The sequence below is a fragment of the Sorangium sp. So ce185 genome (assembly GCF_051526825.1).
Lineage (GTDB): Bacteria > Myxococcota_A > Polyangia > Polyangiales > Polyangiaceae > Sorangium > Sorangium cellulosum_D.
Map to the genome: position 1 here is coordinate 11,299,156 of NZ_CP150316.1, position 26,485 is coordinate 11,325,640.

21 protein-coding genes are annotated in these 26,485 nt (G+C 72.9%); 14 read left to right on the forward strand and 7 right to left on the reverse strand.

Annotated elements, in window-relative coordinates:
• The first annotated feature begins 690 nt into the window (after window positions 1–690).
• The 6 genes from WMF26_RS41600 to nusB all read left to right on the forward strand — a co-directional run bounded on the left by WMF26_RS41600 (window position 691) and on the right by nusB (window position 6,863).
• Window positions 691–3,450: an Rne/Rng family ribonuclease gene (locus tag WMF26_RS41600; RefSeq protein WP_437997252.1), complete on the forward strand. Its 2,760-nt coding sequence runs from the start codon at window positions 691–693 to the stop codon at window positions 3,448–3,450.
• 6 nt (window positions 3,451–3,456) lie between these two features.
• Window positions 3,457–3,819: a PilZ domain-containing protein gene (locus tag WMF26_RS41605; protein WP_020740330.1), complete on the forward strand. Its 363-nt coding sequence runs from the start codon at window positions 3,457–3,459 to the stop codon at window positions 3,817–3,819.
• A gap of 17 nt (window positions 3,820–3,836) precedes the next feature.
• Complete coding sequence (locus WMF26_RS41610) at window positions 3,837–4,580, forward strand: riboflavin synthase (protein WP_437997253.1); 744 nt, start codon at window positions 3,837–3,839, stop codon at window positions 4,578–4,580.
• Between the two features lie 37 nt (window positions 4,581–4,617).
• Window positions 4,618–5,805: a 3,4-dihydroxy-2-butanone-4-phosphate synthase gene (ribB, locus tag WMF26_RS41615; protein WP_437997254.1), complete on the forward strand. Its 1,188-nt coding sequence runs from the start codon at window positions 4,618–4,620 to the stop codon at window positions 5,803–5,805.
• 109 nt (window positions 5,806–5,914) lie between these two features.
• A complete protein-coding gene (gene ribH, locus WMF26_RS41620; protein WP_437997255.1) occupies window positions 5,915–6,424 on the forward strand; it encodes a 6,7-dimethyl-8-ribityllumazine synthase in 510 nt (169 codons plus the stop codon).
• Window positions 6,425–6,440: 16 nt separating this feature from the next.
• Window positions 6,441–6,863, forward strand: a complete 423-nt coding sequence (gene nusB / locus WMF26_RS41625; RefSeq protein WP_020740334.1) for a transcription antitermination factor NusB — start codon at window positions 6,441–6,443, stop codon at window positions 6,861–6,863.
• A gap of 75 nt (window positions 6,864–6,938) precedes the next feature.
• On the opposite strand, the gene WMF26_RS41630 is transcribed toward nusB, so the two are convergent.
• The 4 genes from WMF26_RS41630 to WMF26_RS41645 all read right to left on the reverse strand — a co-directional run bounded on the left by WMF26_RS41630 (window position 6,939) and on the right by WMF26_RS41645 (window position 13,563).
• Window positions 6,939–9,398: an endonuclease MutS2 gene (locus WMF26_RS41630; protein WP_437997256.1), complete on the reverse strand. Its 2,460-nt coding sequence runs from the start codon at window positions 9,396–9,398 to the stop codon at window positions 6,939–6,941.
• Entirely contained in the window at window positions 9,398–11,344 is a 1,947-nt protein-coding gene (locus WMF26_RS41635; protein WP_437951646.1) for a sigma 54-interacting transcriptional regulator, read from the reverse strand. The genes WMF26_RS41630 and WMF26_RS41635 overlap by 1 nt, the downstream gene beginning before the upstream one ends.
• Window positions 11,345–11,394: 50 nt before the next feature.
• Complete coding sequence (locus WMF26_RS41640; RefSeq protein WP_437997257.1) at window positions 11,395–12,471, reverse strand: hypothetical protein; 1,077 nt, start codon at window positions 12,469–12,471, stop codon at window positions 11,395–11,397.
• A gap of 93 nt (window positions 12,472–12,564) precedes the next feature.
• Complete coding sequence (locus WMF26_RS41645) at window positions 12,565–13,563, reverse strand: NAD(P)H-dependent glycerol-3-phosphate dehydrogenase (protein ID WP_437997258.1); 999 nt, start codon at window positions 13,561–13,563, stop codon at window positions 12,565–12,567.
• A 117-nt stretch (window positions 13,564–13,680) separates the two neighbouring features.
• On the opposite strand from WMF26_RS41645, the gene WMF26_RS41650 reads away from it, so the two are divergent.
• The 4 genes from WMF26_RS41650 to WMF26_RS41665 all read left to right on the forward strand — a co-directional run bounded on the left by WMF26_RS41650 (window position 13,681) and on the right by WMF26_RS41665 (window position 18,542).
• Window positions 13,681–14,754 (forward strand): hypothetical protein, encoded by a 1,074-nt coding sequence (locus WMF26_RS41650; RefSeq protein ID WP_437997259.1) that lies wholly within the window; start codon window positions 13,681–13,683, stop codon window positions 14,752–14,754.
• A 238-nt stretch (window positions 14,755–14,992) separates the two neighbouring features.
• Entirely contained in the window at window positions 14,993–16,447 is a 1,455-nt protein-coding gene (lepB, locus tag WMF26_RS41655) for a signal peptidase I (protein ID WP_437997260.1), read from the forward strand.
• Between the two features lie 114 nt (window positions 16,448–16,561).
• Entirely contained in the window at window positions 16,562–17,236 is a 675-nt protein-coding gene (locus tag WMF26_RS41660; RefSeq protein WP_437997261.1) for a hypothetical protein, read from the forward strand.
• Window positions 17,237–17,372: 136 nt separating this feature from the next.
• Window positions 17,373–18,542, forward strand: coding sequence for a zinc-binding dehydrogenase (locus WMF26_RS41665; RefSeq protein WP_437997262.1), 1,170 nt, complete (start codon window positions 17,373–17,375; stop codon window positions 18,540–18,542).
• Between the two features lie 5 nt (window positions 18,543–18,547).
• On the opposite strand, the gene kbl is transcribed toward WMF26_RS41665, so the two are convergent.
• A complete protein-coding gene (kbl, locus tag WMF26_RS41670; protein WP_437997263.1) occupies window positions 18,548–19,738 on the reverse strand; it encodes a glycine C-acetyltransferase in 1,191 nt (396 codons plus the stop codon).
• 289 nt (window positions 19,739–20,027) lie between these two features.
• Here kbl and WMF26_RS41675 point away from each other — a divergent pair, with 289 nt between their 5' ends.
• Window positions 20,028–21,092, forward strand: coding sequence for a hypothetical protein (locus WMF26_RS41675; protein ID WP_437997264.1), 1,065 nt, complete (start codon window positions 20,028–20,030; stop codon window positions 21,090–21,092).
• 32 nt (window positions 21,093–21,124) lie between these two features.
• Window positions 21,125–22,537, forward strand: coding sequence for a DUF4331 domain-containing protein (locus WMF26_RS41680; protein WP_437997265.1), 1,413 nt, complete (start codon window positions 21,125–21,127; stop codon window positions 22,535–22,537).
• Between the two features lie 37 nt (window positions 22,538–22,574).
• On the opposite strand, the gene WMF26_RS41685 is transcribed toward WMF26_RS41680, so the two are convergent.
• Window positions 22,575–23,333 (reverse strand): hypothetical protein, encoded by a 759-nt coding sequence (locus tag WMF26_RS41685; RefSeq protein ID WP_437997266.1) that lies wholly within the window; start codon window positions 23,331–23,333, stop codon window positions 22,575–22,577.
• Between the two features lie 299 nt (window positions 23,334–23,632).
• Here WMF26_RS41685 and WMF26_RS41690 point away from each other — a divergent pair, with 299 nt between their 5' ends.
• Entirely contained in the window at window positions 23,633–24,892 is a 1,260-nt protein-coding gene (locus WMF26_RS41690) for a hypothetical protein (protein ID WP_437997267.1), read from the forward strand.
• Between the two features lie 50 nt (window positions 24,893–24,942).
• Here the strand turns inward: WMF26_RS41690 and WMF26_RS41695 are convergent, their stop codons facing one another.
• Window positions 24,943–25,404 (reverse strand): hypothetical protein, encoded by a 462-nt coding sequence (locus WMF26_RS41695; RefSeq protein WP_061623865.1) that lies wholly within the window; start codon window positions 25,402–25,404, stop codon window positions 24,943–24,945.
• A gap of 14 nt (window positions 25,405–25,418) precedes the next feature.
• Here WMF26_RS41695 and WMF26_RS41700 point away from each other — a divergent pair, with 14 nt between their 5' ends.
• Entirely contained in the window at window positions 25,419–26,483 is a 1,065-nt protein-coding gene (locus WMF26_RS41700; RefSeq protein ID WP_061623866.1) for an endonuclease/exonuclease/phosphatase family protein, read from the forward strand.
• Window positions 26,484–26,485 lie beyond the last annotated feature (2 nt).

A 26,485-nucleotide genomic window follows, 5' to 3' on the forward strand; every position in this document is an offset into this window, starting at 1 on the left:
GGTTGGGGTCCCGTCCCAGGTTGGGGTCCCGTCCCAGGTTGGGGTCCCGTCCCAGGTTGGGGTCCCGTCCCAGGTTGGGGTCCCGCCGTCCCAGGTTGGGGCCCCGGTCCAGGTTGGGGTTCCGCCGTCCCAGGTTGGGGCCCCGGTCCAGGTTGGGGCCCCGTCCCAGGTTGGGGTTCCGCCGTCCCAGGTTGGGGCCCCGGTCCAGGTTGGGGCCCCGTCCCAGGTTGGGGTTCCGCCGTCCCAGGTTGGGGTTCCGCCGTCCCAGGTTGGGGTTCCGCCGTCCCAGGTTGGGGTTCCGCCGTCCCAGGTTGGGGTTCCGCCGTCCCAGGTTGGGGTTCCGCCGTCCCAGGTTGGGGTTCCGCCGTCCCAGGTTGGGGTTCCGCCGTCCCAGGTTGGGGCGCCCGCCGTCCCAGGAGGCCCCCGTTGCCCCGCCGCCGGAGCCTCGGCCGGCGCCGGTACGCCGTCCGGCGCCAGCCGCCGCCGCTCCCCGGGGCCGACGCCAGCCGCCGCCGCGCCTCGGGGCGTGGCCGCGGATACGCGAGGTAGCTCACGTGCTGGCGGCCGGCCCACCTCGGCGACCTGCGACCCCCGACGCCCCCAATCGCGCAGCGCGCGCCGGGTTGCGCCTTCATGGCTCGGGCAACCCGTGGTAACGCTTGGCGGCGCCGCCGATGTGCGGCATCCGACATGGGAAAGAACCTTCTCGTCATCAATGTGGACATCCGCGAGACACGCGTCGCGCTGATCGAAAATGGGATCATCGCTGAGCTGCATCTCGAGCGGGAGAGCTCCAAGGGGACGCTCGGAAACATCTACCTCGGCAAGGTCAGCCGCGTATTGCCCGGGATGCAGGCCGCGTTCATCGACGTGGGGCTCGAGCGAGCCGCCTTCCTGCACGTCGAGGACCTCATCCGGCCCGACGACTTCGAGGCATACCTGGCTGGGCATCGCCGTCCTGCCGAAGAGGAGCGCGCCTCCTCCCGAGGCCGCGCCGCGCGCGCCAGCGAGGCGCCTGGGCCTGAAGAAAGCGAGGTTCACGAGCTATCCGGCGCAGAGGAGGCCGCGCCCGAGGGCCCCGACGCCGCAGCCGAACACCACGAGCCCCACGAAGGGGCGGATTTCGGGGCCGATGAGGGGTTCGAGGCCGAGAGCCCGCTCGAGGCGGACAGCCCGCTCGACGAATCGAGCGACGTGCCGATCGAGCTGCCCACGGCGCTCGACGTGCTCGGAAGCCCCTCCGGCCAGGCGTTCGCCGGCGTGGGTTCGATGGTGACCCTCGACGAGGCCGACGACGAGCCGGTGCCGGGGCTCGACGGCGGACACGTGCACGAGGGCGCGGACGACGACGACGAGGAGCTGGTCGCGGCAGGCAGCGGCAGCGACGTCGACGAGGCCGGTCCGGAGGAGTCAGGGCCCGACGAAGCTGGGCCGGAGGACGCCGAGGCCGAGGACGACGACGAGCTCGACACGCCCGCCTACGACCTCGAGCCGGCCTCGCCGCCGCCGGAGGACGCCGCCGACGTGTGGAGCGCGGCCGAGGAGCGCCCCGAGGCGCGGAGCGACGCCACGGACCGCGGGGAAACGGAAGCCCCCGCAGAGATCGCGTCCGAGGAGCCCGCTGCGCGTGCCTCCGGCGAGTGGCCGTCCGGGCAGGAGGCGAGCGCGTCGCCAGCCGCCGAGGGCGCCGCCGCGAAAGCCGCGCCCGACGCGCCCGGCGACGAGGTGCCGCCGGCAGCGCGTGCGCGCAACGGGCGCGCGCGCGGGCGGCGCGAGGCGCGCGTGCGCCGGTCGGGACGAACGCGCGACCGGCGCGCCAACATCGAGGGGATCAGCGCCGCGCCCGAGGGGGCTGTCGCCACGGAAGCGCGCGAGGCGCCGCGCGAAGGCCGTGAGGCCCGCGAAGGCCGCGAGGCCCGCGAAGGCCGCGAGGCCCGCGAAGGCCGCGAGGCCCGCGAGGGACGCGAAGGCCGTGAAAGCCGCGAAGGCCGTGAAAGCCGCGAAGGACGCGAAAGCCGCGAAGGACGCGAAAGCCGCGAAGGACGCGAAAGCCGCGACCGGGGCGGACGCGGACAGCAGGGCGGACGCGATGGACGCGATCGCGAGCAGCGCGGGCGCGGCGAGCAGCGGACGCGAGAGCGCGGGCGCGAGCAGGCGCGGGACGGCAAGGGCAAGAGCGCCGCGCGCGGCCAGCAGAGCGCGCGCAGCTGGCAGAACGAGCCGCCGCGCATCTCGAAATCGACGCCCATCCGCGAGGTCGTCCGCGAAGGGCAGGAGGTCATCGTCCAGGTCTCGAAGGAGCCCATCGGGACGAAGGGCGCCAGGGTCACGAGCCACATCTCCCTCCCCGGCCGCTACGTCGTGTACCTGCCGACGGTCGATCACATCGGGATCTCCAAGCGGATCGGCTCGGAGAAGGAGCGCTCTCGGCTGCGCGACGCCATCGAGGCGATGAAGCCGCCGCAGGGCGGGCTCATCGTGCGCACGCTCGCCGAGGGCCTCACGAAGAAGCAGCTCAAGGCCGACGTCGGCTACCTCGTGCGCCTCTGGGGCGAGGTGGCGAAGAAGCGCGAGAGCGGCGTGAGGGCGCCGGCGGTGCTCTACACCGAGCTCGACCTCGTGCTGAAGACCGCCCGCGACCTCTTCACCGACGACATCGAGAAGATCGTCATCGACGACCGCGAGGAGTACATCCGGCTGCGGCGCTTCGTCGAGATGTTCATGCCCGAGCGCGCCGACGCGGTGGAGCTCTACGAAGGGACCGAGCCGATCTTCGACGCGTACGGCATCGAGGACGAGATCCAGCGCGCGCTGTCGCGGAAGGTCCCGCTCCCGTCGGGCGGGCACCTGATCATCGATCAGGCCGAGGCGCTCACCGCGATCGACGTGAACACCGGGCGGTTCGTCGGCAAGGGGTCGAAGGATCTCGAGGAGACGATCCTGACCACGAACATGGAGGCGGTCGAGGAGATCGCCTATCAGCTCAGGTTCCGCAACATCGGCGGGCTGATCATCCTCGACCTCATCGACATGGAGCGCGCCCAGAACCGCGAGAAGGTGCGGCGCCGCCTCGAGGAGCTGCTCTCCAAGGACAAGGCGAAGACCACGCTGAACCGGATCTCCGATCTGGGCCTCATCGAGATGACCCGGAAGCGGACGCGCGAGAGCCTCGGGCGCACGATCCTCGAGCCGTGCTTCTACTGCGACGGGACGGGCCAGCTGCAATCCAAGCAGACCGTCGCCTACGAGATCCTGCGGCAGATCCGGCGCGAGCGGATGAACCTGCCCGGCTACTCGGTCGTGGTGAACGCGCATCCGGCCGTGATCGACCTCCTGAAGAACGACGAGCGCATCGCCGTGCAGGAGGCGGAGCGGCTGTTCCAGCGCCGGATCGATCTCGTGCCCCGAAAGGAGTACCACCTCGAGCAGTTCGATCTGCAAGGCAGGTAAGGCGCCATGGCGGACGATCAGGGTTCTCCGGAGAGCATCGACGCGAAGACGGGACGCAGGGAAGAGCGCGTCACCATCAACAAGGAGTTCGAGTCCTATGACGCGTTCATCAACGAGTACGTGACGAACATCTCGCGCACCGGCGTGTTCGTGCGGTCGAAGACGCCGCTCGCCGTCGGCACCAAGGTGAACCTCCGGTTCACCGTGATCATGGACGACATCGAGACGATCGAGGGCGTCGGCGAGGTCGTGCGCGTGCACGACGATCCGCAGGGGATGGGGGTCGTCTTCACCGAGCTGTCGAGCTACTCGCAGGGGCTCATCGACAAGCTCCTGACGAGCCAGGGGCACCGCGCCTCGAAGGAATAGGCAGAGGGGCTTCGGCGATGTTCACCGGGCTTGTCGAGACGATCGGGGTCCTCCGCCGCCGGAGCGGCGGCGCCGTGGCCCGCGCGCTGATCGAGGCGAGCCTCGGGCCGCTGACGCTCGGCGAGTCGGTGAGCGTGAACGGCGCCTGCCTCACCGTCGATCGCATCGCGCCCGGCGGGTTCGAGTGCGACATGTCCTCCGAGACCCTCGGCCGCACCACGCTCGGCGCGCTCTCGGTCGGCGCGCGCGTCCACCTCGAGCGGGCGACGCCGCTCGGCGCCCGCATGGGCGGGCACGTGGTGCTGGGCCACGTCGACGGGCTCGGCCGCGTCGTCGAGCAATCGCGCGCCGGCGACGCGCTCCGCATGCGGGTGAGCGCGCCGACCGATCTCGCGCCGTTCCTCGCTCCCAAGGGCTCGATCGCCGTCGACGGCGCGAGCCTCACGCTCAACGCCGTGTCCACGCCGGGCTCCGCGGAGACGTGGTTCGACGTGATGCTGGTGCCGCACACCATCGGCCGGACTCTCCTCGGCGAGCTCCGCCCCGGCGCGGCCGTCAACCTTGAAGTTGACGTGCTCGCGCGCTACGTGGCGCGGACGCTCCAGGTCGTGTCGATCGCCGGCCTGCAGAGCCTCTCGAGCAGGGACGCGCGCGAGGGCGATGCCTCTGCCGAGCGTGGCGAAGAGCGTGGAAATACGGGAGAGAATGCGGATCACGACGAACGACTCCTCGCAAAGCTGCGCGCGGGGGGATTCTGGTGAGGCCCTGTCAGCCTCGAGCGGCAAGCTCGACCACGACATGACCTCCGGGGGTCCGATGCCTCACCGGCTGACCATCGACAAGGCGGTCCTCGACCGCGTGAACACCGCGCTGGACCACATCCGCGCGGGCAAGATGGTGATCCTCGTCGACGACGAGGACCGCGAGAACGAGGGCGACCTCTGCATGGCGGCGGAGGCGGTGACCCCCGAGGCGATCAACTTCATGGCGATGCACGGGCGCGGCCTCATCTGCCTCGCCCTCGACGAGGAGCAGGTCGCGCGCCTCGAGCTGCCGATGATGTCGGCGCCCGGGCGCAACGGGCCGCCGCTCGGCACCGCCTTCACCGTGAGCATCGAGGCGCGCACCGGGGTGACGACCGGGATCAGCGCCGCCGATCGGGCGCACACGATCCGGGTCGCGAGCGCGCGCGACGCGAGGCCCGAGGATCTCGTCACGCCGGGGCACGTGTTCCCGCTCAAGGCGCGCCGCGGGGGCGTGCTCGTGCGGACGGGCCAGACCGAGGGGTCCGTGGACCTCGCGCGGCTCGCCGGGCTGCGGCCGGCGGGCGTGATCTGCGAGATCATGAACGACGACGGCAGCATGGCCCGCATGCCGGACCTCGAGGTGTTCGCCGCGAAGCACGGCCTCCTGATCGTGACGGTCGCGGACCTCATCCAGTACCGGCTCCAGACGGAGCGGCTGGTCCGCCGCGTGAGCGACCGGACGCTGCGGCTCGACCTCACGGGCACCGAGTGGACCGCGTACGTCTACGAGGTGATCAACGAGCAGCGGCAGTTCCTCGCGCTCACGAAGGGCGTGGTCGCGACGCAGGAGCCCATCCTCTGCCGCGTGCACTCCGGCTCGACCGTCGCGGACCTCTTCAGCTCGACGCCCTTCGACGGCGGCTCGAACCTGCGCGAGGCGCTGCTCGCGATCGAGGGCGCCGGCGTCGGGGTGGTCGTCTATATCCCGTCGCGAGGGGACCTGGGCCGCGAGCTGGAGCAGCTGCGGGGCCCCGGCCCCGACGAGAGCGCCCTCGTCGTGCGGGCGCAGCAGCCGTCGACGCTGCGGGAGTTCGGCCTCGGCGCGCAGGTCCTGGCGGACCTCGGGGTGCACCAGATCCGGCTCCTCACGAACAGCCAGCCGAAGATCGTCGGGATCACCGGGTTCGGGCTCACCGTGACCGAGCGGGTGCCGCTCGTGTCGATGAAGGGCGAGGCCTGACGCGCGAGGTGCGCTGGCGCGCCGGGTCGCGCGGAGAGCAGGGGCGCTCGGACGAGGATCGCGAGCGCGAAGGCCGCGCACCGAGCGCGGCGAGAGAGAGGAACGGCGGATGGCAGATCAAGCGGTCGGGCAGGCACAGGCGAGGGTGATCGAAGGCAACCTGGTGGTCCCGCCGGGGGCGCGCTTCGCGGTCGTGGCGAGCCGCTTCAACCACTTCATCGTCGACCGCCTGGTCGAGGGCGCGCTCGACGCCATCGCGCGGCACGGCGGCGCGCTGGAGCGGACCTCCATCGTGCGCGTCCCGGGCGCGTGGGAGATGCCCACCGTCGTGGGGCGGCTCGCGCACAAGAAGGGCGTCGACGCGATCATCACCCTGGGCGCCGTGATCCGGGGCTCGACGCCGCATTTCGACTACGTGGCGGCCGAGGTCACGAAGGGGATCGCGACGGTGTCGCTCCAGACCGGGGTGCCGGTCACGTTCGGGGTCCTCACGACCGACTCGATCGAGCAGGCGGTCGAGCGCGCCGGCACGAAGCATGGCAATAAGGGCTGGGAGGCCGCGGTCAGCGCGATCGAGATGCTCTCGCTCGGCGCGTCGCTGGACGCCGCCGGCCTGTAGACGAAGGTTCTGAGCGATGGGTGCGCGTTCGACCGGCCGCGAGGCGGCCTTGCAGATGCTGTTCGCGTTGGAGGCCGGCGGGAACCCGGCGTCCCGCGTCGTCGCGACGTTCTGGCGCGAGACGCCGGGGGATCCGGAGGGGCGCGCCTACGCGGACGAGGTGGTGCACGGCGTCGCCAAGGACCTCGCGGCCGTGGACGAGGCGATCCGCAAGGCGAGCACGAACTGGCGCCTCGAGCGGATGGCGCGGGTCGACCGCAACGTGCTCCGCCTCGGCGCGTGGGAGCTCATGAAGCACCCGGAGGTGCCGCGCGCGGTCATCCTCGACGAGGCGGTCGAGCTCGCGAAGCGCTACGGCAGCGAGGAGAGCGGCGCCTTCGTGAACGGCGTGCTCGATCGGGTCGCCGAGAACCTCGGCCGCATCGACCGGGATCGCTGAGCGCCGCGGCCCGCCGAGCGCCGCGGCCCGCCGAGCGCCGCGGCCCGCCGAGCGCCGCGGCGACGGCCGCTCACCTCACCACTTCAGCCACGCGACCGTCACGCCGTCGCCGCCCTCGCTGGGGCCGCCCGGGCGGATGCGCGCCACGTAGGGGCTCCCGCGCAGCGCCTCGCGGACGGCGTCGCGCAGGGCGCCCGTGCCGTGCCCGTGGACGAAGAACGTGACCCGGCGGCCCGCGCCGAGCGAGCGATCGAGGAACTGCTCGGCCATCGCGACCGCCTCGTGCGCGCGCAAGCCGCGGAGATCCACGGTGTTGTCCGCCGTCTGGATCGGCACGTCGGGGTCCGCCGCCGCGTCCAGGTCGACGCGGCGCTGGGGCGGCGCCGCGGCCGCAGGCGGCGCGCCGGCGCCGCGCAGCTCGGCGATCGAGGTCGTGAGCTTGAGCGCGCCGGCGGCGACCCGCAGCTGGCCGCCCGAGAGGACCTCGACCACCTCGGCCTCGGCCCGCAGGCGAGGCACGTAGACGCGCGCGCCGACGCGGATGGCCGCCGGATCGACCGCCGGCCGCGCCGGCGGCTCGTCCTTCGGGCGGAGCTCGAGCTCGCCGCCGATCGACGTCTTCTGCCCCACCGCATCCATGGCGCGCGCGGCCGCCCGCAGGTCCTCCTCGGTGGGCTTGCCGCGCAGCCGCGACTGCGCCGCCTTGAGGTCCTCGCGCGCGCGCCGCAGGCTGGCGAGCAGCGCCTCCCCCTCCCGCGTGATCACCCCGCGCTCCTTGTCGCGGAGCCGCTCGATCTCGCTCTCCAGCTCGCGCCGCTTCGCCCGGGAGGCGGCCGCCTCGCGCTCGGCGTCCTCGCGCGCGAGCTCGAGCGCGCGGCGCTCGGCGGAGAGCTTCTCGACCATCTGCTCGAAGGTGACCGCCTCCGTCGTGAGGAAGCGCTCGGCCCGCTCGAGCACGGTGCCCGGGATGCCGAACCGACGCGCGACGGCGAGCGCGCTCGAGGCGCCGGGCACGCCGACGACGAGCCGGAAGGTCGGGCTCATGGTGGCGAGATCGAAGCCGACCGAGGCGTTCTCGAAGCGCTGATCGCCGAGCGCGAGCGCCTTGAGGCCCTCGTAGTGCGTGGTGCAGACGACGGTGCCGCCGCGCGCGCAGAGCGAGTCGAGCACGGCCGCGGCGAGCGCCTCGCCCTCGCGCGGGTCGGTGCCGCCGGCGAGCTCGTCGAGCAGGACGAGCGCGCCGGGGCGCGTCTCGCCGAGGATGCGCCCGAGGTTCTTCACGTGGGCGCTGAAGGTCGACAGGTTCTTGTGGAGGTTCTGGTCGTCGCCGACGTCGGTCAGCACGACGTCGAAGAGCGCGACCCGCGAGCCCTCCCGCGCCGCGACCGGCAGGCCCGCGCGGACCATCAGCGCCGCGAGGCCGAGCGTCTTCAGGGCCACCGTCTTGCCGCCGGCGTTCGGCCCGGAGACGATCATCGCGCGGCCCGCGCTCATCGAGAGATCGCTCGGCACTACCTTCACGCCGTCGAGCGCGAGCAGCGGATGGCGGCCGCCGACGAGCTCGATGGAGGTCGGCCGCGCCGCGGCCTCGGAGGCGCCGCGATCCACGGCGAACGCGCCCTCGGGGACGTCCGGGAAGGTGAGGTCGAGGTCCTTCGCGAGCCGCGCGGCGGCGGCGCGCACGTCGGCGTGGGCGAGCGCGCGGGCGGCGGCGGCGACGCTCTCGATGTCCTCGGCCACGCGGGCGGTGAGCGCCGCGTAGATCGCCTGCTCCTCGCGCGCGACCTCGGCGTCGACCATCTTCATCCGGTTGCCGGTCTCGACGAGCACCCGGGGCTCGACGAACACGGTGGCGCCGCTCGCGCTGGTCGCGTGGACGATGCCGGGAAAGCGCTCGTGCGCGTCGGACCGCACCGGGAGCACGTAGCGCCCGTCGCGCTCGGTCCAGTAGCGGTCCTGGAGGATGTCCTCGTGTTTGTTGATGAGGTCCTCGAGGCGGCGGACGAGCCGCTCGCGCACCGCGCGCCGCTCCGCGCGCAGCGCCTCCAGGCGGGGCGAGGCGCGATCCGAGAGCGTGCCGTCCGGATCGAAGGCCGCGTCGAGCTCGCGCGCGACGGCGTCGAGCTCCGGGTTGGTCGCGCACGCCGCGTAGAGCGCGGGCGCGATCTGGCGCCGGCTCTGCAGGTACTGCCGCGCGGTCCGGGCGGCCTCGAGCAGGCCGAGCACGGCGCGGAGCTCCTCGTTGGCGAGCGACGCGCCGATGCGCGCCCGGTCGAGCGCGTCCTCGAGCTCCGCGACGTCGCGCGCCGGCACCGGCGCCCCGGCCCGGGCGAGCTCGACCGCCTCACGCACCTCCGCGAGCATGGTCATCGCCTCGGCGCGCGTCGACGCGAACGGCAGGGCCCGCGCGAGCCGCTTGCCGGCGCGCGACGCGCAGCGCTCCGCGAGCGCCTCGAGGATGCGGTCCCACTCCAGATCGGCGCGGGTCTTGGTCGGACAGGGGTCTGCGAAGGGCCCCTCGGGGTTGTATTCCATCACGCTTCGGTCGGATCGCGGGCCACGCCGCCGGCCCCGCTCGGCATCGGGTTCTGCTCCTTCTCGAGGTAGCGGAAGATGGTGCGCGGGTCGACGCCGAGGTCGCGGGCCGTCTGCGTGCGGTTGCCGTTGTTGCGCTCGAGCGCCTCCAGCACGTACCGCCGCTGGAACTCCTCCTTGGCCTTCTCGAGCGGCATGATCGCCGTCTCGGCGCCGGGGCCGAGATCGAGGTCCTCCACGGCGAGGAGCGCCTGATCGCAGAGGACCAGCGCCTTCTTGATGCGGTTCTCGAGCTGCCGGATGTTGCCCGGCCAGGAGTACTTCTTGATCGCGGCGAGCGCGGCCGGGCTGAAGCCGCGCACGGGGCTGCCGAGCTCGTCCGCGTACTTCGAGAGCAGGACCTTGGCGATGATCAGCACGTCGTCGCCCCGCTCGCGCAGCGGCGGGAGCCACAGGTTCACGACGTTGAGCCGGTAGTAGAGATCCTCCCGGAAGTTGCCGGCGCGGATCTCGTCCTCGAGGTTCCGGTTGGTGGCGGCGACGATGCGGATGTCGACCTTCTCGGGCTTCGAGTCGCCGACGCGGAAGACCACCCGCTCCTGGAGGGCGCGGAGGAGCTTCACCTGGAGGTTCAGCGGGAGCTCGCCGATCTCGTCGAGGAACAGCGTGCCCTTGTCGGCGACCTGGAACTTGCCCGGGCGGCTGGCGATGGCGCCGGTGAAGGCGCCCTTCACGTGGCCGAAGAGCTCGCTCTCGATGAGGTTCTCGGGGATCGCGCCGCAGTTGATGGTGACGAAGGGGCCGCCCTCGCGCGGGCTGCGCCGGTGCAGCTCCCTCGCGATGAGCTCCTTCCCGGTCCCGGTCTCGCCCGTGATGAGCACGCTGATGTCGGTCGCGGCGACCTTCTGCAGCTTGCGGAAGACCTCGAGCATCGACGGGCAGGCGCCGATGATCTCGCCGAACTTCTTGTCGTGCAGCTCGGCGACGAGCTTGGCCTTGTCGGCGCGGAGGGCGTTCAGGAGCATCGCGTTCTGGAGGATGAGCGAGGCCTGGGACGCGAAGATGCTGAGCAGGTCGAGCTGGGCGCGATCGAAGAGGTGCTTGATCTTGTCGTTGCCGACGTAGAGCGCGCCGATGATCTGGCCCTGCGACAGGAGCGGCGCGCACATCACGCTGGAGAGCTTCATCGCGATGACGCTGTCGCTCCGGCCGAACTGCGTGTCGGCGAGCGCGTCGGAGACGATCACGGGGCGGCCCGAGGAGATGACCTGCCGCACGATGCTGTCCGAGATCCCCCCGGCGGCGTCGGTGATGGCCTCCTTGCGGATGTTGCGCGACGCGCGCACCGCGAGCTTGCGGTCGCCGGCCGCGGACGCCGCGGACGGGGCGCCGCCGCGGACCGCCGTGTCCGCCGCCGCCTCCGCGCCCTCGAGGAGCAGCAGGAAGCCCTTGTCGGCGTGGGTCAGCTCGATGACGTCGTCGAGCATCGCCTCGAGGAGCTCGTCGACGCTGCGCCGGTTGATGAGCTTCTCGCTGAACGCGAACAGCTTGCGGACGCCCGCGAGCTCCGACGAGCCCTGCGCCGGCGCGGGCCGCTCCGCCTCGCCGTCGCACGCGGGGAGCCGCTCCTTCACCGTCGGCGCCTCGGCGAACATCGAGAACCCGAGCTCGACCGAGCCGAGCTGGAGCCGGTCGCCGTGCACCAGCCGCGCGCGCCGCTTCTTCTTGCCGTTGATCGCGATCTCGCCGTCGCGCTCGCACTCCTCGAGCACGAAATCGCGCCCGTCGAACACGATCTGCGCGTGATGCTCCAGCACCCCGGCCCCCGCGACCGCGACGTCGTTTCCGAGCGCCTTGCCGATCGTCGTGACCGGCTTGTGGACGCTGTACAGGAGTGGCGCGCCCTCCGAGGCGAAATACTTCAGGGTCGGCATCGACAGCAGCATAGCAGGCGCGCCGCGGCCCCATGCAGCCGTGTTGGCGTGCGCACCGCGGCTTACCAGAGCTCTCCGATGACGACGGCGCCCATGCCGCCCTGGTAAGGCACCATGCCGCCGCCGAGCACGCGCGCGAACGGGGGATCGCCGCGCTCCTCCGGCTCGTCCAGGGCGACCTCGCCGCGCGGGTCCGGCTTCCCGAGGAACAAGGCGCCCGCCACGATGCCGAGGGTGCCCGCCGCGCCCTGGGCGATGAGGCCGCGGCGCGGGTCGTGGTCGCTGCCGATGTACGCGAAGTAGATGGGCAGCGACACCACCGTGCCGATGCCGAGGCCGCCCCACATCCACGCGAGCTGGTTCCACGAGGGCGTCCAGGCGATCGACACGCCGACGGCGCCCGCGGTCGCGACGTTGAACCCGATCAGCCCCCCGAGCGAGATGCTGTCGTTCGCCTCGCTCCAGCCGCCGTTGCTGGCGGCGGCCCCGAACGCGCTGCCGATGAGGGAGCCCCACACCGCGCCCGAGGCGATGAGCATGTTGGTCTGCGGCTTGGGCCGGAGCAGGTGGTAGAAGCCCCAGCCCAGCGCGCCGCCGACGGTGGAGCCGATCACCTCGGAGGTGGCGAGCCCGAGGAAGCCCCACTCCTCGCCCTTGCGCGCGCTGACGTACTGGTAGGAGGCGACGCCGAGCCCCTCGCCCGCGCCGATCACCATGCCAGTGGCGATCGCGGACGGCATGCCGCGCGGCATCGGCGGCGAGTCGAGGAAGTAGACCCCGACGGGCGCCGCGACGCCGAGGAGCGCGGGCGCGATGAACTGCACGCCGGGATCGTCGATGCCGACGAGCGCGTCGAACCAGATGCCGGTCCCCACGCCGTAAGCCACGGACGTGGCGTAGAGGTAGCCGACCTCGAGCGGCGTCGACTTGGGCTGGCTCTTCGGCGGCGTGTAGGCGTAGCCGCCGTAGGGCGCGCCGTACTGACCTCCATACGGAGCGCCGTATTGGCCCCCGTACGCGCCGCTTTGGCCCCCGTACGCGCCGCCGTAGGGCGGCGCGCCGTACTGGGCAGAGGCCGTCCAGCTGACGCTCGACATGAGGATCGCGGAGAGGAGACTCACGAGAGGTCGCGTGTGCATCGCGCCGCCACTTTACACGCTCGCGCGCGGCGAGGCGCGCGCGCGGCGCGAGAAAGCGCCTTCCCCCGAGCCGCCCCCGCGCCTCGCTCTTTCTCACTCTCTCGTCAGGGCGCGCGTCATGAGGTCGACGACGGCCTGCGGCGGCGGCTTTCCCTCGTAGAGCATGCGGTACACCTCGACCGTGATCGGCGCGCTCACGCCCAGCTTGTCCGCGAGGTCGTACGCGCTCTTCGCCGTCTTCACCCCCTCGGCGACGTGCCCGAGGCCCTCGAGGATCTCCTCGAGCTTCCGTCCCCTGCCCATCTCGATCCCGACGGTACGGTTGCGCGACAGCTCGCCCGTGCACGTGAGCACCAGGTCGCCCATCCCGGAGAGCCCCGCCAGCGTGAGCGGGTTCGCCCCCTTCGCCGCCGCCATGCGGCCGATCTCCGCGAGGCCGCGCGTGATGAGCCCGGCGCGCGCGTTGTGGCCGAGGCCGAGGCCGTCGCAGATGCCCGCCGCGATGGCGACGACGTTCTTGAGGGCGCCGCCCACCTCGACGCCCACGACGTCATCGGACGAGTAGACCCGGAACCGATCCGTCGCGAGCATGCGCTGCACCGCGTGGGTCTCCTGCGGGCCCCTGCCCGCGACCACCACGGTGGTCGGCTGGCCGGCCGCCACCTCCCGCGCGAAGCTCGGGCCCGACAGGTACGACAGCCGCGGCTCGGCCTCGCGCCCGAGCTCGTCGACGAGCACCTCGCTCATCAGCATCAGCGAGTCGTTCTCGATGCCCTTGGTCGCGCTGCAGACGAGCGCGCCCTCCGGGATGTGGCGCCTGGCCTCGCGGACCACCTCCCGCAGCGCGTGCGACGGCACGACCACGACGACGAGCTCCGCGCCGCGGAGCGCGCCCTCGAGATCGCCCGTCGCCCGAAGGCTCCCGGGCAGCTCCACGCCGGGCAGGTAGCGGTGGTTCTGGCGCTCGCGCTCGATGCGCTCGGCCAGCTCCCCCTGGTGCGCCCAGAGCGCGGTGGGGTTGCCCTTGTCCGCCAGCAACTTCGCCAGCGCCGTCCCCCAGGCGCCGGCCCCGATCACTGCGACGTTCGCCATGGAGCGACCCTATCACCACCGGCGCTCCGGGCCGAAAGCGGCGTGCCCCGCGCGCCCGGCTGGGCGGACGCAGCGGCGCGCCGCTCGATCCGCCGGCGTTTCGACTATGCTGCGCCCATGCTCTTCCGCACCGCCGCGCTGCGCGCGCTCGGCCTCGCGCTCTGCCTCTCCGTGCTCGGGACGGTGGGCGGCGCGTGCGGCCAGGGCGCGCTCGGCGTCATGCCGGGCGTCGTCAACGATCCGGGGAACCTGTCGCTCCGCAGGGCGATCCTGTCCTTCGCGACGAGCCAGCTCTGCAGCGAGATGCGGAAGCGGAGCGTGCCGCTGCGCCTCCGCGACGAGGATCCGGTGACCGGCCGGTTCTACCCGGGCACCTGCGTCGCCCAGGAGCTCGCGAACGGCAACCTCTTCCTCCAGTTCGGCGGCAGCGGCGTGGTCTGGACGAACCTGACGAAGCGCATGAGCTTCGATGCGAGCGCCGCCGTCGAGTACGATCACGACTTCCTGATGGATGGCGACACGATGTACGTGTACTTCCGTCAGCGGTCGACCACGGCGGCGAGCTTCACGACCAAGCTCATCGAGCAGCCCGCGGCGATCTCGCTCGGCGGCGTGTCCTTGGCCCAGGGCAGCGCGTACGCCAACGCGCTCGGCGCGCAGCTCGTGAAGACCGAGATCGCCCGGGGGTTCACGGTCATCCGCGACGACGACGGCGCCGTGCAGTTCGGCCTCGGCATCATCGAGAAGGGGCAGCGGCCCCAGGCGCCTTACGCGCGGCGCGACAACGGCCGGCTCCTCCTGGCGAACGAGCGCACCGAGGTGCACCAGGGCCAGCGCGATTACATCGGCCCGCTGGAGATCACGGGCAGCGGCGAGGCCATGACGCTCACGGTCGCCGTCGAGGGCGCGCCGGGCGTGGACGTGATCCTCGTGCCCCGGACCGCCGGCGAGCAGTGGCTCCAGGCGTACCTGACGCAGGCCGCGCCGCCGCCCCTCTCCGCGGCGCCCCTGCTCGACGAGCCGGTGTACTCCGGCGCCCCCTGGCGGCGGACGGTGCCGCTGCCCGAGGGGCAGTACTACCTGGTCATCGACAACACGAACGCCGCTGGGCGCACGCAGCCGACGACGTACGCCCGCGACGACCGGGCCGCCCTGGTGAGCTACGCCGTCGAGACGGGGGACGCGCCGTGACGGCGGCGGCGGCGACGCGGACGGGAGCGCGGATGGCGCGGACGCCCACGCCGGCGGCGCGGACGGCGACGTGGCCGGCGACGACGGACCGCTCGTCGCCTGCCGCGCCTGCGCACTTGCCGCGGCGAGGGTCGGCGTATACATAAGCTCTCTCTTGCCGCCGCGCCCCGATGAACAACCCCAGAGCGTACCGTCGGTCGCGGCCAATCGGCCCGCAAGCTCGGAGTTCCGAACCTCGATGAGGGGCAGCTCGAGCTCGGAGCCCCGCGTCAGCGCGGCCAAGCCGACCGGAGGGGCTGACGCGCGCGGGACCGGCGGCGCCCCTCCGCCGGGCGGCCGGGACGGCCGGGTGCTGCGCTTCCTGTTCCACCTCGTGTGGATTTGCCTCGTGCCGTTCGCGCTCGCGGTCGTGAACGTCTGGCTGCTCACCCCGTCGTCCGAGAGCGGGAGCACCCAGCCGCTCCGCGTCTTCGTCGCCGAGCAGCAGATCCCGGCCGGCATCGTGCTCTTCACGATCTTCGCGATGATCCTCTGGCGGTTCCGCTACGAGCTGCCGTTCGCGTCGGCGATCGGCGTCGGCGGCCGCCGGGACATCCCGCCGAAGGTGCGCGCCCGCTTCGAGGACGCCGCGGCGCTCCTCGAGGAGGCGCACCGGATCCTGCGCAGCCGGAAGCGCGAGGTCGAGCGCGAGCTGACGAGCGGCGAGCGCGAGCAGGTGATGCAGGCGATCGCCGCCCTCGAGCGCGCGATGAGCGCCGAGACGTTCGACGCCGACGAGTTCGACGCCGCCCTCGGCCGCGCCGATCGCACGGTCGGCGAGCACCTCGGCCGCTGGCGCAAGGGCGAGATGCGCGAGTACGCCGAGTCGATCGGCATCGCCGTCGCCGTGGCGCTCATCCTGCGCGCCTTCGTCGTCGAGGCGTTCAAGATCCCGAGCGGCTCGATGATCCCGACCCTCATGGTCGGCGACCACATCTTCGTCAACAAGTTCACCTACGGCCCGCTCATCCCCTGGACCGACCAGCGCCTCTTCCCTCGCCTGCCGCCGTCGCGGGGCGACGTGATGGTGTTCAAGTTCCCGGAGAACAAGGAGCAGGACTTCATCAAGCGGACGATCGCCATCCCGGGCGACACGCTGGAGGCCATCAACGGCCGCCCCATCCTCAACGGCTGGCTCGTCCCCCACTGCCACGTCGGCCCCTACCGCTACGAGGGCCGGCAGGCGGAGCTGTTCGTCGAGTTCCTCGGGGAGAAGTCGTACTTCACGCTCTACGACACGAACCCCGACGAGACGATGTGCGTCGCGAACGACGACTGCACGCCGGGCTCCACGTGCCGGGGCGGCATCTGCGGCATGCTCCAGGGCCCCTTCAAGGTGGCCGCCGACGAGGCGTGGGTGATGGGCGACAACCGCAACAACAGCCACGACTCGCGCAGCTGGCGCGGCGGGCTCGGCGCGGGCGTGCCCTTCGAGAACATCAAGGGGCGCGCGATGTTCGTGTGGATGAGCTTCGGGCCGGGCGGGGGCATCGCGCAGGATCGCCTCTTCGTGAACGTGATGGGCCGCCCGAAGCTCCCCGGCGCGCACGAGGCGACGCTGCAGGAAGGCCTCGACAAGTGCCTGCGCGAGCGGCCTCCCGTCTCCGAGACGACCCCGCCGCCCGCGCCCGCGCGCCGGCAATCCAAGCGCTGAGGCCGCCAAAACGGGCGAGCGTGGGGAGCTGCGCTCCCTGCGGCGCTCGTGTACGTTGCCCCGGCCCTCGGGCCGACGCAGCGCGTCCCCCGGCCCGAGGCGACGGAGGAGACGATGGCACGTGCGGTCGAGATGTGGAGCCTGGCGCTCGCGGGCAGCTTGCTCGCTGGAGCAGGGTGCAGCAGGGAGGAGGCCTCGACGACGAGCGCAGCGACCTCGGCGGTGGCCTCGGCGCCCCCGGTGGCGCCCGCCGCGACGGACCTCGTCGGGTACGTGGCCACGTACCCGACCATGGAGCCCCAGCCCGGGCGCCGGCGCCTTCAGCAGCAGTTCGCCGTATACCAGTCGGCGGACGCCAAATCGAAGGAGCTCGCGCGCCTCGACAGCGGGGCGATCGTCGACCTCAAGGCGAGCTATCAGGACTGGATGCTCGTGGCCTTCCAGAGCGGGGGCCAGCCCACGCTGGGCTGGATCGAGCTCAAGGTGAACGACACCCGCGCGACGACCGTGACCGACGCGGAGGCGCGCGCGGCGACGGCGACCCCTGCGCCCAAGACGGCCGACGCGGGGACGACCGGCGGCGGCGACGCGGGGGCGACCGGCTCCGGCGCCAACCCCGACGCGGGGACGACCGGCGGCGGCGACGCGGGGGCGACCGGCTCCGGCGCCAACCCCGACGCGGGGACGACCGGCGGCGGCGACGCGGGGGCGACCGGCTCCGGCGCCAACCCCGACGCGGGCGCGGCGGACGGCGGCGCGCGGCGCAAGATCATCCTGAAGAGGCCGTAGAGTGCACCGACGAAGTGAGCAGCCCGAGCGCAATTTTCTGATGGGCGCTCGCTCGTTCGCGCGCCACGCTACACGGGCCTGAGGCGCCCGAGCGCCAGCTGCGTGCGCCTCGAACCTCCAGACAGGAGCCTGGTGCATGAGCGACACGATGTGGGCGCTGACGTACAACCGCGAGAAGCAGCCGTGGGAGTCCACCGTCGGGCTGTCGAAGGACGAGGTCGAGCGCCCGGCGATCAACGAGGCGAAGGACTACCACGATCGCGCGAGCGTCCTCGTGAAGCCGATCATGACGGGCTTCTGCGGCTCGGATCGCGGCATCTGGTTCCGCGGCGCGTTCAAGGACATGATCTTCAAGTCGCTCGATCGCGACCGGAAGGCGACGCGCACGATCGGCCACGAGCTGCTCGGCCGGGTCGTCGACCTCGGGACCGACGCGCGGCGGACCTTCGGGCTGGAGATCGGCGACATCGTGTCGACCGAGAGCCACATCGCCTGCGGCGCCTGCTACCAGTGCCGCGTCGGCGACACCCACGTGTGCGCCGACGACAAGATCATCGGGATCAGCGAGGATGGCTGCTTCGCCGAGCTCGTCAAGCTGCCGGCGAAGAACCTGTGGCGCACGGACATCACGAGGATCCGGCCGGAGGTCGCCGCGGTGCAGGAGCCGTTCGGCAACGCCGTGCACGCGTGCACCAAGGTGAACCTCCGCGGCAAGCGCGTGGCCATCTTCGGCTGCGGCACCATCGGCCTGTTCGCGGTCGCGATCGCGCGCGCGATGGGGGCCATCTACATCATCGGCGTCGAGCCGCTGGAGCGGAACGCCGAGATGGCCCGCCGCCTGGGCGCCGACGTGGTCCTGCGCCCGCACCGGGCGAGCCCCGAGCGGCCCCACGCGAGCGATCCCGAGCTGACGGAGCGGGTGCGCAAGCTGACGGACGGGGTCGGCGTCGACGTGGTGCTCGAGATGAGCGGCGTGAACAGCAGCGTGAACAACGCGATCCACGCGGCGAGGCGCGGGGGCGACGTGATCCTCTTCGGCCTGAAGAGCGGCGACGCGGTGATCGAGAACTTCGATCGCCTCATCGTCGACGGCATCAGCCTCCACAGCGTGATCGGCCGCCGCATGTTCGAGACGTGGCACATCACGCGCCACCTGCTCGAGTCGCGCGATCCGAACATCCACGACCTCATCTGGGAGGTCATCCTGAACCGGGGTCAGGAGACGGTGTTCGATTTCAACGACTACGACCCGGCGGCCTTCCAGGAGGCGATCTCGAACCACCCCAAGGTGATCCTCCGGTACTGAGCCGGTCAGCTCGCGACGCCGAGCTGCCGGCCGACCTTGCGGAAGGCCTCGATCGCCCGATCGATGTGCGCGGGCTCGTGCGCGGCGGAGAGCTGCACCCGGATGCGGGCCTCGCCCTTCGGCACGACGGGGTAGGAGAAGCCGATGACGTAGATGCCCTCGGCGAGGAGCGCCTTCGCCATCTCGTTCGCGAGCCGCGCCTCGCCCAGCATGATGGGCACGATCGGGTGGATGCCCGGCTTGACGGTGAACCCGGCCTGCGTGATCCCCTGCCGGAAGCGGCGCGCGTTCTCCATCACCTGCTGGCGCAGCGAGGGCTCGGCGTCGATGAGGTCGAACACGGCGATCGAGGCGCCGGCGATCGCGGGCGCGAGCGTGTTGGAGAACAGGTACGGCCGCGAGCGCTGCCGGAGCAGGTCGACGATCTCCTGCCGGCCGGTGGTGAAGCCGCCGCTCGCCCCGCCGAGCGCCTTGCCCAGGGTGGAGGTGATCACGTCGACCCGATGCATGACCCCGCAGAGCTCCGCGGTCCCCCGCCCCGTCTGCCCGATGAACCCGGTCGCGTGCGAGTCGTCGACCATCACCATCGCGCGGTACTTGTCGGCGAGATCGCAGATGGTATCGAGCTTGGCCAGGTATCCATCCATCGAGAACACGCCGTCGGTGGCGATGAGCCGGAGCCGCTTGCCCTCCGTCTTGCGGAGGATGTCCTCGAGGGCGGCCATGTCCCCGTTCGGGTAGCGGTGCCGCTCGGCCTTGCAGAGGCGGATGCCGTCGATGATCGAGGCGTGGTTCAGCGCGTCCGAGATGACGGCGTCCTCCTCGCCGAGGAGCGTCTCGAACAGGCCGCCGTTCGCGTCGAAGCAGGACGAGTAGAGGATCGCATCCTCGGTGCCGAAGAAGCGGGCAATCCTGGACTCAAGCCGCCGGTGCAGGTCCTGCGTGCCGCAGATGAAGCGGACGCTGGAGAGGCCGAAGCCGTGCGAGTCGAGCGCCTGCTTCGCCGCGCCGATGACCGCCGGGTGCGACGACAGGCCAAGATAGTTGTTCGCGCAGAAATTGAGGACCTCGGCGCCCCCCTCGGTCCGGATCGCCGGCCCCTGCGGCGTCGCGAGGATCCGCTCTTCCTTGTAGAGACCCGCCGCACGGATGTCCTCCAACGCCCGTGCGTACAATGACCGAGCGACATCGAACATGGATGTCGTTATAAAACGGGGTCCTCAGCGGGTCGACGGGGGAACGCCGTACGGCCGTCCCGCGCGGGGCTGCTCGCCGGCCTGAGCGCCGGCGGGCGACCCCGGACTCGAGAGGCAGGGTGCGCGCGGCTTTGTCGCGCGCGGCGCGGCCGAGGCCTACTCGGTCCCGGAGCGCCGTGGCAGAACGGCCGCGTTCGGCGCCGCGCGATCGCCGCGCGGCACGCGCATCGGCGCGCGTGGACGTGCGCCGCGCGCGCCGGGCGCACGAGCGCCGCCGGGAGGAGCAGGCATGACGGAAGCCAGGGGGGACTTCCGGCGGAGCGCCGGCGTGCTGTGCGCCGTCGCGTCGCTGTCGGCCGCCGCGGGCAACCCGGGTTGCAGCCGCGCAGAGGAAGCGCCGGGACGGACCGTCGCGGGCTCCGCCGCGGGCACGGGGGGCGCGGCCGCGACGAGCGGTACGGGCGGCGCGGGCGGCGCGGGCGGCGATGTTTCCTACGCGATCTCGGCGCTCGCCCCGGCGATCGCGTTCGACGCGACGCCGGACGCGGGCGCGGCGTACGTGTACTTCACCGCGATCGACGCGGGCGGCAGGGCCGGCGTCTTCAGGACCCGCGCGCGCGGTGGAGCAGGCTCCACCGAGATCGCGGCCGGACCGCCCTTCGTCGCGCCGCTCGGGATCGCGGCGAGCGCGGACGGCGGCCGGCTCTTCGTGGCCGATCCGGGCGCGGGCGGCGCGGCGCTCGACGACGCGGGCGCCCTCTTCGCGATCGACCTGCCCGGCGGCGCCGTCGCGCCGGTCCGCGGCGGCGAGGGGATGCGCGCGCGCGGCCTGGAGGTCGCCCGGGGCGCGGACGGCGAGGAGCGGATCGTGTTCTCGGGGCGCGATCGCGAGGGCGGCCAGCCCGGCGTGTTCGCCCTGCCGGCGCGCGGCGGCGAGGCCTCCGCGATCGCCACGGGGAGCCCGCTGGTCGATCCGAGCGGGGTCGCCGTCGCCGGCGGGGGCGCCGTCTTCGTGTGCGACACCCTCGCGAGCCCCGACCGGACGGCGACGATCTTCCGGATCGAGGACGGCTTCGTGAGCGCGTTCGCGACCGGGCTCCACGTCGGCTATCCGTGCGGGCTCGCGCTGACGCGCGACGACGCGGCGCTGCTCGTGCTCGCGCGCGACGTGGCCCGAGGCGCCGACGAGGTCGTGCGGATCGAGGTGGCGTCCGGGGCGCGCTCGGCGACGGCGACCGGCGCCCCGGGCCACGACGAGCCCGGCGGGCTGCACCGGGCGAAGGGCGCCGACGTCTTCGCGTTCGTCGATCACAGGGCCCAGGAGCAGGGCTCGGTGTTCCTGCTCGGGCCGTGAGCCGCGGAGGAGCGATGGGAGGACCCGCACGCATGATCCACCGACCGTCGCGCGTCGCCGCCGCCATCGCGGCGTGCGCCGCGCTCAGCGCACCCGGCCTCGCCGCCGCGTCGAGCCACCGCGAGGCGCCGGCGATCGCCGGGGATCCGGCCGCCGACAACACCGATCTCTACGCGTGGGTCGAGGGCGCGAACCTCGTGCTCCTCGCGAGCTACATCCCGTTCGAGGAGCCCGCCGGCGGGCCGAATTTCCACGGCTTCTCGGACGACGTGCTCTACGAGGTGCACATCGCCCGCGGGCCGTCGAGCCTCGAGGACGCGCTGACCTACCAGTTCCGGTTCTCCACGACGCCGTACCGGGTGGCCGATCCGGCGGGGCTCACGCCGGCGCCGAGCGGCGGCAACGAGTTCTTCGCGCAGCTCGCCGGCGCGGAGCAGACGTACACGATCACGAAGATCGAGGGCGGAGCGTCGAAGGTCATCCTGGCCGGCGCCCCGGTCGCGCCGCCGAACATCGGGAAGCGGACGAACCAGCTCGCCTACCAGATCACCGGCGGCGGCTACCCTGCCTTCGCGACGTCCTCGAAGTTCCTCAAGCAGATGGCCGGCGGCGAGGGGCGCGCCTGGGCCGGGCCGCGCGACGACGGCTTCTACGCCGACCTCGGCCGCGCGTTCGACCTCGCGGGGCTGTGCCCGCTCCTCGCGGCGCCGAACCCGTCGTGCGCCGGGCGCGACAACCTCGCCGGCTTCAACGTCCACACGCTCGCGCTCGAGATCCCGCTCGCGGTGGTCAACGGCGGGTCGGCGCCGACGCCGGGGCCAAGCGACCGGCAGACGCTCGGCGTCTGGGCCTCCGCGAGCCGCCGCAAGGTGCGGATCCTGCGCGCGAACGGCAAGGAGGACGGCCTGGGTCCGTGGGTGCAGGTGTCGCGGGTCGGCCTGCCGCTCGTCAACACCTGGCTCATCGGCCTGCAGGACAAGGACAAGTACAACCGCGCGCACCCGCGCGACGATCTCGCCAACTTCGGGGCGTATTTCCTGAACCCGATCGTGGTGCGCGACGCGGAGTTCGCCGGCCTTTACCGGACGGGCCAGCCGCTCGCGGGGTTCGATCCCGAGGCGCTGAAGCAGAACCGGACCGACCTCATCGATCTGTTCAACCTGAAGCCTGCGCGCCTCGGGGGGCACAACCTGGAGACGGTCGGCGACGTGCTCCGGATCGATCTGGGCATGCCGTCGGCCTTTCCGAACGGCCGCGCGCTGGTGCCCGGCGCGGATCATGAGCAGACCGACGTCACCGACGCGCTGCTCACGCTCCTGCTGACCGGCGCGCCCGGGACGACCGCGGGCGACGGGGTCGCGGCGAACGACGCGCGGTTCCTGCCGGCGTTCCCGTACCTCGCGACCGCCTGGGAAGGCGCGACGCAGGGGCATTTCCGGCCCTGAGCCGGCCGGCGCGGCGCGCGTCACGGCGCGGCGCGCGTCACGGCGCCGCGCAGGCGCGCCCGGCGCAGCGGCCGCGGCACTCGGGGTGCGCCTCGGCGTAGCGCGTCTGGCGGGTGACCGCGGCCAGCGCGTCGACGGAGAGGCCGCACGGGCCCGCGGCGCGCGGGGCGCGGCAGATGCCCGCGTCGGTAGGTCCGACGCCGTCGCAACGCAGCCCGTCCACGCACTCGAGCGACGACCGGCACCGCGCGCCCTCGCCGAGCGCGCCCCGGACGAGCCCCTCGCACGCCGATGGAACCGGGGCGGCGAGCGGAGCGCCCCAGTCGCACCCCTCGAGCGATCGCGCCATCGCCTCGACGCAGCGGTCGACCGCGTCGGTCGACAGGGTCACCGCCTTCGCGCGGAGCGCGAAGCTCAGCGCGCGCGCGCACTCCGCGCCGGCATGGAAGCCCGGACTGCCGCCGCAGCACGCCGCCTTGCGCCGCGCGGGGAGCGCGTGCAGCGCCTCGCACAGCCGCGCCGCGAGCGGATCCGGCGCGCCCTCGGCCTTCGGGTAGACGGGAGAGATCTCGTCGCCGACCGGGGTGTCGGCGGGCGGCGTCGGCGAGGAGCCGCTCGCCGAGGAGCCCGCGTCCGGCGAGGGCGCTGCGGTCGCGCCCGCGTCCGGCGGGGGCGCTGCGCTTGCGCCATCGTCCGGCGAGCTGCGCTGCGCGCGCGCGCAGGCGGCGCCGAGCTGCAGGATCAGCGCCGCGGCGCAGAGCCGCCGCAGGCGGTCGCGATCCGTCGAGACAGGCAATGCGATCCCCTCCGCGCTGCGCGCTGCTGGCCGATCGAGCGATGCGCTGGAGCGGCGAGCTTGCCGGCGCTTACCGGCGAGGCAAGCTCTTTCGCGATCGGATCGAGGTCGCGACGCCGCGGTAAGAGGCGCGGCTCGCCCCGGGCGGAGCTCCAGCGCGAAAGGAGGTCGACGCTCCGATGCTGCGACGAACGGCTCGCCTCTTCGCCTGCGTTGCCCTGAGCGGGAGCCTCGGTTGCTCCGGGCGATCGCGCGGCGACGCCGTCCCGGCCGCGTCAGCGTCGCCGGCCGCGCCAGCGTTGATCGAGCGCCCTGACGAGGCGCCGGCGCCCTCGAGCCTCGACGCGGCGCGCAGGCTCGCGCTCGCAGCGCCGGCGGGCGCGAGCGCCGCGGATCTCGAGATCGAGGCGCTTTCGCGGCGGCTCGCGAAGGCGCCGGGCGGCGCGGATCTCTGGAGCGCGCTCGGCTTCGCGTGGATCAAGAAGTCGCGTGCCTCCGGCGATCCGTCGCTCTCCCGCCGCGCTCACGCGTGCGCGGAGCTCGCGCTCGCGCAGGCGGAGGGCGATCGCGCGTCGCTCGACCTGCTCGGCCTCGCGCTGCTCCACGACCGCAGGTTCGTCGAGGCGCGCGACGCCGCCGAGCGGGTCCTCTCGCGGGACGGGGGCGACACGCTCGCGCTCGGGACGCTCAGCGACGCGGAGCTCGGGCTCGGTCACTTCGAGGCGGCGGCCGCGGCGGCGCAGCGGATGGTCGACCTGCGGCCGGGCTTGCCGTCCTACGCGCGGGCCGCGCACCTCCGCTGGCTCCAGGGCGACGCGGCGACCGCGAAGCGGATCATGCGCCTGGCGATCGACGCGGGCGATCCGCGCGAGCCCGAGGCGCTCGCGTGGGCGCTGACGCAGGCGGCCGCGATGTTCTGGCACGAGGGCGACCCCGAGGCCGCGGACCGGGGCTTCGAGCGGGCGCTGGCCGTGCAGGGCGAGTATCCGCCGGCGCTGGCCGGCAGAGCGCGCGTCGCGCTGGCCCGCGGCGCGTGGGGCCGCGCCGTCGAGCTGCTCGAGCGGGCCCACCGGCAGAGCGCGGAGGCGGAGATCGCGTGGCTGCTCGGCGACGCCAGGGCGGCCGCCGGCGACCGCGCCGGCGCGGCGCGGGCCTACGAGAGCGCGGTCGCCGCTGGGCGCCTCTCCGATCGCCGGACCCTCGCGCTGTACTACGCGACCAAGGGCCTGGAGCGCGACGAGGCCGTGCGGCTCGCCGCCGCGGAGCGCGCCGTCCGCGGGGACATCGACACCGAGGACACCCTCGCCTGGGCGCTGTACCGCGCCGGCAGGCTGTCCGAGGCGCGCGCCGCGAGCGACAGGGCGCTGGCCCTCGGCACCAGGGACGCGCGCCTGCTCTATCACGCGGGGGCGATCCGGATCGCGCTGGGAGACCTTGAGCAGGGCGAGCGGCTCGTGCGGGCTGCGCTCGATCTGAACCCGAGGTTCGATTGGACGGGAGCCGCGGAGGCCGAGCAGCTCCTCGCGCGGCGGACTTCCATCGGCGGCCCAGCCCGCTGACAGCGCGCCCAGCGCGCGTCAGGCCGAGTCCGATCTCGTCGCCAGCGACCTCAGGTGTCGTATTTCACCGTCGATGGGATCACCAGCGGCGGAGGAGCGATCGCGGGCTGCGACGGCGCCGGAGCGGGCTCATCGGCGGAGCCAGCGCCTGGCTGGCTCTTGGGTGGTTGGCCGTGGAGCTCGCGGAGCCGGGCGGGAGCGGGCTCGACCGCCGTCGGGGCCTCTTCCGTGCCCTCGCCCTCCGCGGTCGCGACCGGGGGTATGCTCACGGCGGGCGGAGGTGGGACGAACATCCTCGGCACCCGGATAGAGCGGGCGATCGACGCGACCTCCGGGAAGCTCGTGGCCATCCGCTCGACAAACGCCGCACGGGCCGCATCATCGGGGGCGCTCGCCGACGCCTTCGCGACCCGCAGCGCCGACCAGAGCTCATAGTACCAGGCGGAGAGGGAGGCATGCGCTTCCAGCAGGTCACGAATGGTATCCTCGGAAACGATGATGTTCTTGCCCATGGGCGAGAGGATACATGACCGAGCGGCGCCTCCCACCTGGTTCGAACGGCACAATCCCTGAGGACTCCGCGCCTGGCGGCCGCTCCGCGGGCGAGGCGCGCGGCGCGAGCCGCGGCGGCGCGGCGGCGGCCGACGGCGCCACGTCGCTCAGGATCATCACCTATAACGTCCGCTACTTCGGGCACGGCACGCGGGGCATCGCCTCGACCAGCGCCGCCATCACCCGGATCGCGACGACGCTGGCGCGGCTCTCCCCGCTGCCCGATCTCGTGTGCCTCCAGGAGGTGGAGACGCAGTCGCTGCGCTCCTCGACGATGAACCCGCGGTGGCACCCGGAGGAGACGCAGCTCGATCGCTTGATGACCGAGCTGCACGCGGCGCTGGCGCACGCAGAGCGGCCCGAGCGCTACGTCGCCTACTACTTCCCCGCGCACACCTACAGGCTCACCTCGCGGACGAACATCTACACGACGGGGCTCGCGGTGATCGCGCGCGACACGTTCCGCATCGGGCACCACAACGCAGAGCGTCCGCACGACATCACCCACCGGCGGAGGGTCAAGAGACTGAAGCAGACGCGCATCTGCGCGCATGTGTCGTTCGAGCACGAGAGCGGCCAGACGTTCGATGTGTTCAACACCCACCTCAGCCTGCCGAGCGTGTTCTCGAGGGAGTTCTGGACCGGCGAGGCGCGGATGGGGTTCGGGCCGAACCAGCTCGAGGAGGCGCGCGTGCTCGCCGACTTCGTCCACCGCGAGCGGCGGAGCGACAACTTCGTCGTGGTCGGCGACTTCAACTCGCTGCCGGGCTCGCCGGTCGATCGCTTCCTGCGCGAGGAGATCGGCTTCGTGGACGCGTTCGCCAAGGTCCGCTGCCTCTCCGAGATCGAGGCGCGCGCCTTCCCGACGGCCGGCTTCATGAACCTGCGCATGCACCTCGATCACGTCTACTCGTCCGAGCGCCTCGAGTGGCTCGACTTCGCGGGCACGCACCCGTTCGGTCACAAGGGCGCGTTCGCCGGCCTCTCCGATCACGTCCCGCTGATCGCGCGCTGCCGCCTGCCGGGCACCTCCGGCTGACC

What these genes read in the sequence shown, in the direction of transcription:
- WMF26_RS41695 (WP_061623865.1), bottom strand. Translation starts at nt 25,404, where the DNA reads ATGGGCAAGAACATCATCGTTTCCGAGGATACCATTCGTGACCTGCTG.
- WMF26_RS41645 (WP_437997258.1), bottom strand. Translation starts at nt 13,563, where the DNA reads ATGGCGAACGTCGCAGTGATCGGGGCCGGCGCCTGGGGGACGGCGCTG.
- WMF26_RS41605 (WP_020740330.1), top strand. Translation starts at nt 3,457, where the DNA reads ATGGCGGACGATCAGGGTTCTCCGGAGAGCATCGACGCGAAGACGGGA.
- ribH (WP_437997255.1), top strand. Translation starts at nt 5,915, where the DNA reads ATGGCAGATCAAGCGGTCGGGCAGGCACAGGCGAGGGTGATCGAAGGC.
- WMF26_RS41600 (WP_437997252.1), top strand. Translation starts at nt 691, where the DNA reads ATGGGAAAGAACCTTCTCGTCATCAATGTGGACATCCGCGAGACACGC.
- WMF26_RS41660 (WP_437997261.1), top strand. Translation starts at nt 16,562, where the DNA reads ATGGCACGTGCGGTCGAGATGTGGAGCCTGGCGCTCGCGGGCAGCTTG.
- kbl (WP_437997263.1), bottom strand. Translation starts at nt 19,738, where the DNA reads ATGTTCGATGTCGCTCGGTCATTGTACGCACGGGCGTTGGAGGACATC.
- WMF26_RS41700 (WP_061623866.1), top strand. Translation starts at nt 25,419, where the DNA reads ATGACCGAGCGGCGCCTCCCACCTGGTTCGAACGGCACAATCCCTGAG.
- WMF26_RS41650 (WP_437997259.1), top strand. Translation starts at nt 13,681, where the DNA reads ATGCTCTTCCGCACCGCCGCGCTGCGCGCGCTCGGCCTCGCGCTCTGC.
- WMF26_RS41630 (WP_437997256.1), bottom strand. Translation starts at nt 9,398, where the DNA reads ATGGAATACAACCCCGAGGGGCCCTTCGCAGACCCCTGTCCGACCAAG.
- WMF26_RS41665 (WP_437997262.1), top strand. Translation starts at nt 17,373, where the DNA reads ATGAGCGACACGATGTGGGCGCTGACGTACAACCGCGAGAAGCAGCCG.
- WMF26_RS41680 (WP_437997265.1), top strand. Translation starts at nt 21,125, where the DNA reads ATGATCCACCGACCGTCGCGCGTCGCCGCCGCCATCGCGGCGTGCGCC.
- ribB (WP_437997254.1), top strand. Translation starts at nt 4,618, where the DNA reads ATGACCTCCGGGGGTCCGATGCCTCACCGGCTGACCATCGACAAGGCG.
- WMF26_RS41610 (WP_437997253.1), top strand. Translation starts at nt 3,837, where the DNA reads ATGTTCACCGGGCTTGTCGAGACGATCGGGGTCCTCCGCCGCCGGAGC.
- nusB (WP_020740334.1), top strand. Translation starts at nt 6,441, where the DNA reads ATGGGTGCGCGTTCGACCGGCCGCGAGGCGGCCTTGCAGATGCTGTTC.
- lepB (WP_437997260.1), top strand. Translation starts at nt 14,993, where the DNA reads ATGAGGGGCAGCTCGAGCTCGGAGCCCCGCGTCAGCGCGGCCAAGCCG.
- WMF26_RS41675 (WP_437997264.1), top strand. Translation starts at nt 20,028, where the DNA reads ATGACGGAAGCCAGGGGGGACTTCCGGCGGAGCGCCGGCGTGCTGTGC.
- WMF26_RS41640 (WP_437997257.1), bottom strand. Translation starts at nt 12,471, where the DNA reads ATGCACACGCGACCTCTCGTGAGTCTCCTCTCCGCGATCCTCATGTCG.
- WMF26_RS41635 (WP_437951646.1), bottom strand. Translation starts at nt 11,344, where the DNA reads ATGCTGCTGTCGATGCCGACCCTGAAGTATTTCGCCTCGGAGGGCGCG.